Here is a 4,066-nt window from a genome sequence, read left to right on the forward strand (position 1 = left end):
GTCCAGCGGAAGGATGGCTCCTACTACATCCAGATTTGCGTAGAGAAAAAACCACCCAAGCAACAAGATACCGACAAGGTGATCGGGGTGGACTTGGGAAGGACAGATATTGCCCATACGTCAGAGGGGAACAACTGGAATGGACAGCAGCTGAACAGAGTCCGCGACCACTACTCCCGACTGAGGGCGGCACTCCAACGTAAAGCCAGTAAGGGCACACGCAGTTCGCGGCGCAGATGCAGAGAACTGTTGCAACGGCTGTCTGGCAAGGAGAGACGCTTCCAAACGTGGGTCAATCATCGCATCTCCAAAGCTATTGTCTCTAGGGCAAAAGCTACCAACAGCGCTATCGCTCTGGAAGACCTGACAGGGATCCGGGAAAGAGTCAATCAACAACCCCGCAGCAAAGCCGAGCGGCGCAGGGCCAACAGTTGGGCGTTCTACCAGCTACGCCAGTTTCTGGAATACAAGGCGAGAGTTGCAGGGGTTTCTCTGGTTCTTGTGCCGCCTGCTTACACGTCGCAGACCTGCCACCGGTGTTTGCACATCCATCCCGACCCTGCGCAATCCTATCGCAGTGGTAAGTCGTTCAAGTGTGGGCACTGTGGATGGGAAGGAGATGCGGACTTGAATGGTGCAAACGTAATTGCGCTCTTGGGGGCTGCCGTAAACCAGCCTGGAGGTCCGGGCTTGTTTTGTTCTCTGGTAGAGCAGAGCAGGCCCAGGGCTACTGAAAGCCCGCTCCGTACCGCTTAGCGGTCGGAGCCGGGTAGTTTACACCACAGATCCGGTCACGTAGCGTTGCGGAGCAACAGGAGCAACAAAGTTTGTACGGGGAACATGAGGTGGAGTTGAGAAGAGGTGCCTAGCCCAACCTTTGAACAGCCTGAGGAAATCCGAGCGCTTTTTGACCGCATTGCTCCCCACTATGACTCCCTCAACCAAACCTTGAGCCTGGGCCTCCATCAGGTTTGGAAGCGTATGGCCGTGCGTTGGTCGGGCGCCAGCTCAGGAGGATATGTGCTGGATCTGTGCTGTGGAACCGGTGATCTGGCTCTGCAGTTGGCCCGCCGAGTAGGACGAAGGGGACATGTGGTGGGCCTAGATTTCTCTCCCGCCATGCTGGCGATTGCCCGGCGTCGCTCCCGGCTCTTCCCTGGCTACTCCCTGGAGTGGGTTTTGGGAGATGCCTTGGCCTTACCTTTTCCCGACAGTAGCTTCGATGCCATTACCATGGGCTACGGCTTGCGCAATGTAACCGATATTCCCCAAGCCTTGCGAGAGATTAGGCGAGTACTGAAGCCAGGACGTCGTGCCGCCATTTTGGATTTTCACCGCCCCACAGGGATCCCTCTTTGCGAACAATTTCAGCGCTGGTACTTGAACACTCAGGTGGTTGCCCAGGCCAAAACTTTGGGACTGGGATCCGAATATGCCTACATTGATCCCAGCCTAGATCGCTTTCCCTCTGGAGAAGAGCAACGACAAATGGCCCTGCAGGCAGGGTTTGCCAGTGCCAAGTTCTACCCCCTAGCGTGGGGCATGATGGGGGTACTGGTGATTGAGAAGTTTCGTATTGTTTCCATTAATTCCACTTCCCCGAAGGGAAGCGACTCCCCCCGATTATAACCCTTGCCCAGAGCGGGATCCAGGGGCCTAGATCGACAGGGTCTCGTTTAAGGACTCCGTCCCGCTGGCGCGATGAGAGGCTAGGGAGCAACGACATAACGATCCTGCGAGAGGCGCTCGTTGCCTCCCCACCTTGCTGGTTTGCTCTGGCTGCAGACAGATGTGAAGACTGGGCTTGGGACCCAATTTTTGGGTAAAACTCCCTAGGTAAAAATTACTACAAACCACCACAGGAGCTGGGATCCCCCTCTGGAAAGCTTGGGAAACCCTAAATTCCTGGGGACTTGCTGGGTGGGCTTTCTTCGGTTACCGCTTGCCTACGGCGATCGCCAATGCCGCAGTCACCGCAGCATTCCGGTCGCTTGAAGTCGTCCCAATGGATGCAAGCCCGGCAGCCTTTCAGCATTTCTGGCCAGCGCTCTCGAATCAACAGTTGCCGCAGCCTGACTTCCCGTGATTCCTGAAAGGGGTTTTGGAATTGAACCATAGCTTTTGGGTTTCCCAGCTCTCTTAATCTGGTATAAAAGCAGATTTGAGTTTGGGATCGAGAAACATCAGTATAGCTTAAGGTTTGTGGTGGCCCAATCTTTTTTGCCAGTTTAAGACATTCGAGACAGACCAATCTGCTTTTATTCATCACCTTGGGAAAAGATCTACCAAAAAATGTAAACAGGTCATATAAAACTTAACTCATTTTTTCTCCGCTTAAAACAAAGGTGGGATCCAATGCCAACAGCATTTGAGTCCGACCGCGGTGTTCCAGGCGGTTCACCGCCGATTGAATCACCTCCACATGATGAGCCCGCACAGCGGCCAGGCCGGCAGAAAGGCCGTAGAGCCCATCCAAAGAGTTGGTCGTCGCCACGACCCGCCCGTTGGGGCTGAGATGGCTCCAGCAGGCTTCCAAGATCTCGCGTAGGGGGTGGCCTCCCTCAATGCAGATGCGATCCGGTGCCGGAGAAAGGTGTTGCAGACAATCGGGGGCAGTACCTTGAATCACCTGCACGTTGGTGAGGCCAAATTTCTCGCAATTGCTCTCGATTAGGCTGACTACCTCGGCATCTCGCTCGATGGCAATCACGCGAGCTTTGGGGCATAGAACAGCCGCTTCAATGGCAATTGTGCCGGTTCCGGCGCCGATATCCCACAGGCAGTGGTTCTCTCCCAGGCGCAACTGGCTTAGCACCAACACGCGCACCTCACGAGGGCTCATCGGGATCCCTGGGATGCGTTCAAAGGCAGAGTCTGGGATCCCTGGGGTGCGGTAGGGCCAAGAGAAGGCGGCTGACATGGGTAAAGTACCGTTGCAGAGGAAGTTTGTCTATACATATCCCTCAGCATAGAGCGAATGCTCAACAGGCCATCTCCAACCTGATAGGGGTGCCGCTTCTCCCGCCCAATCATTGCCCAGATGGGCACCACAAACGCCCTCTGAGCTCAACGGAGTGGTTGGAGCAATTCCCAACCGGCAAAGCTGCAGTCCAAAACCAAAATGATCCTGCCCCCTTGAGGAATCGAGTTGGACACTAGGGAAGTTCTGGAGACAAGCGGGACCCTTTTACCCAAGAGCTCATTTTGCGCCGGATGTAGCTGGTGCTGCCGGAAAAAGTTGTAGTTGGGGCAATGTTCAGTACAAGAGGATCTTAAGAACGTTTCCTTGAACTGGAGCCTATCAAACCATCCATCCAAAGAATAAGCTTTGCTCGCAGATACAGCCAAATCTCATCATTTGCCCGCAACAGGAATAGAACATATAGGCTCAATACGACGAAAACACACAGGTTCCCTAAAAAAGTGTAGGTTTGGATAATTTGATCGGTGCTCCAGCCAAAGTCGTAGTTTAGGCGGTTCATATCCCCCCTGGCATCTCCTTGGCCGCCCAACAAAGTTCCCCAGGGAACCCCGGCCAATCCCAGTCTGATGCTGTGCCATTCCCAAAAGCTTCTCCACAGGCTGCTGCTCGCGATCCCCAGCACGACAAATCGCCAAAAATCCCATCGCCAGCGATCTGGCAGGGGAAAATAAAAGCTGGCCATCAGAAAGGTGCTGAGATAAAATTCTCCTCCAACGCCGCTAAAGACAAACAACATCTCCCAGGTGCGATTGGGCATCAGCCAGGTCATGTAAAACTGCAATAGAGCAAGAAAGATGGCCAGCACCTGCAGCCACCCAATCCGCTCCTTGCGGGCTGACCAGAAGAGTAGAATCAGTAAAAAGAGGATTCCAAAATACACAAAGGGATCCCTCTGGGAGCTAACGCTTGTCCAGCCGATGGGCAGAGGCAAAGCCCGATACCCGCTCCACCAGGCGACGGTGGCATGGCCAAATTCGTGGATCCAAATGTGAAGAGCATGCCTCTAACCCCCAAAACCCTGAACTTTGCTGAATTTACTGAGCTTTAGGCGGTTTGGCAAAAGTCATTGAGAGGGATATAGTA

The 4,066-nt window shown here is 54.1% G+C and carries 5 protein-coding genes; 2 read left to right on the forward strand and 3 right to left on the reverse strand.

The features are described from left to right. Both ACVWXZ_RS14150 and ubiE read left to right on the forward strand, forming a co-directional pair. A partial coding sequence (locus ACVWXZ_RS14150) for an RNA-guided endonuclease InsQ/TnpB family protein (protein ID WP_457482661.1) occupies nucleotides 1–756 on the forward strand: 756 nt, incomplete at its 5' end. Between the two features lie 105 nt (nucleotides 757–861). Next, nucleotides 862–1,629, forward strand: coding sequence for a bifunctional demethylmenaquinone methyltransferase/2-methoxy-6-polyprenyl-1,4-benzoquinol methylase UbiE (gene ubiE / locus ACVWXZ_RS14155; RefSeq protein WP_457445462.1), 768 nt, complete (start codon nucleotides 862–864; stop codon nucleotides 1,627–1,629). A 268-nt stretch (nucleotides 1,630–1,897) separates the two neighbouring features. Here ubiE and ACVWXZ_RS14160 read toward each other — a convergent pair whose 3' ends face one another. The 3 genes from ACVWXZ_RS14160 to ACVWXZ_RS14170 all read right to left on the reverse strand — a co-directional run bounded on the left by ACVWXZ_RS14160 (nucleotide 1,898) and on the right by ACVWXZ_RS14170 (nucleotide 3,863). Beyond that, nucleotides 1,898–2,116 (reverse strand): hypothetical protein, encoded by a 219-nt coding sequence (locus ACVWXZ_RS14160; protein ID WP_414332184.1) that lies wholly within the window; start codon nucleotides 2,114–2,116, stop codon nucleotides 1,898–1,900. 198 nt (nucleotides 2,117–2,314) lie between these two features. After that, nucleotides 2,315–2,920 carry a precorrin-6Y C5,15-methyltransferase subunit CbiT gene (gene cbiT / locus ACVWXZ_RS14165; RefSeq protein WP_414332185.1) on the reverse strand — a complete coding sequence of 202 codons (606 nt, stop codon included), beginning with the start codon at nucleotides 2,918–2,920 and terminating at the stop codon, nucleotides 2,315–2,317. 352 nt (nucleotides 2,921–3,272) lie between these two features. Beyond that, complete coding sequence (locus tag ACVWXZ_RS14170; protein ID WP_457440875.1) at nucleotides 3,273–3,863, reverse strand: hypothetical protein; 591 nt, start codon at nucleotides 3,861–3,863, stop codon at nucleotides 3,273–3,275. Nucleotides 3,864–4,066 lie beyond the last annotated feature (203 nt).

The organism is Thermostichus sp. MS-CIW-38 (genome assembly GCF_054058415.1).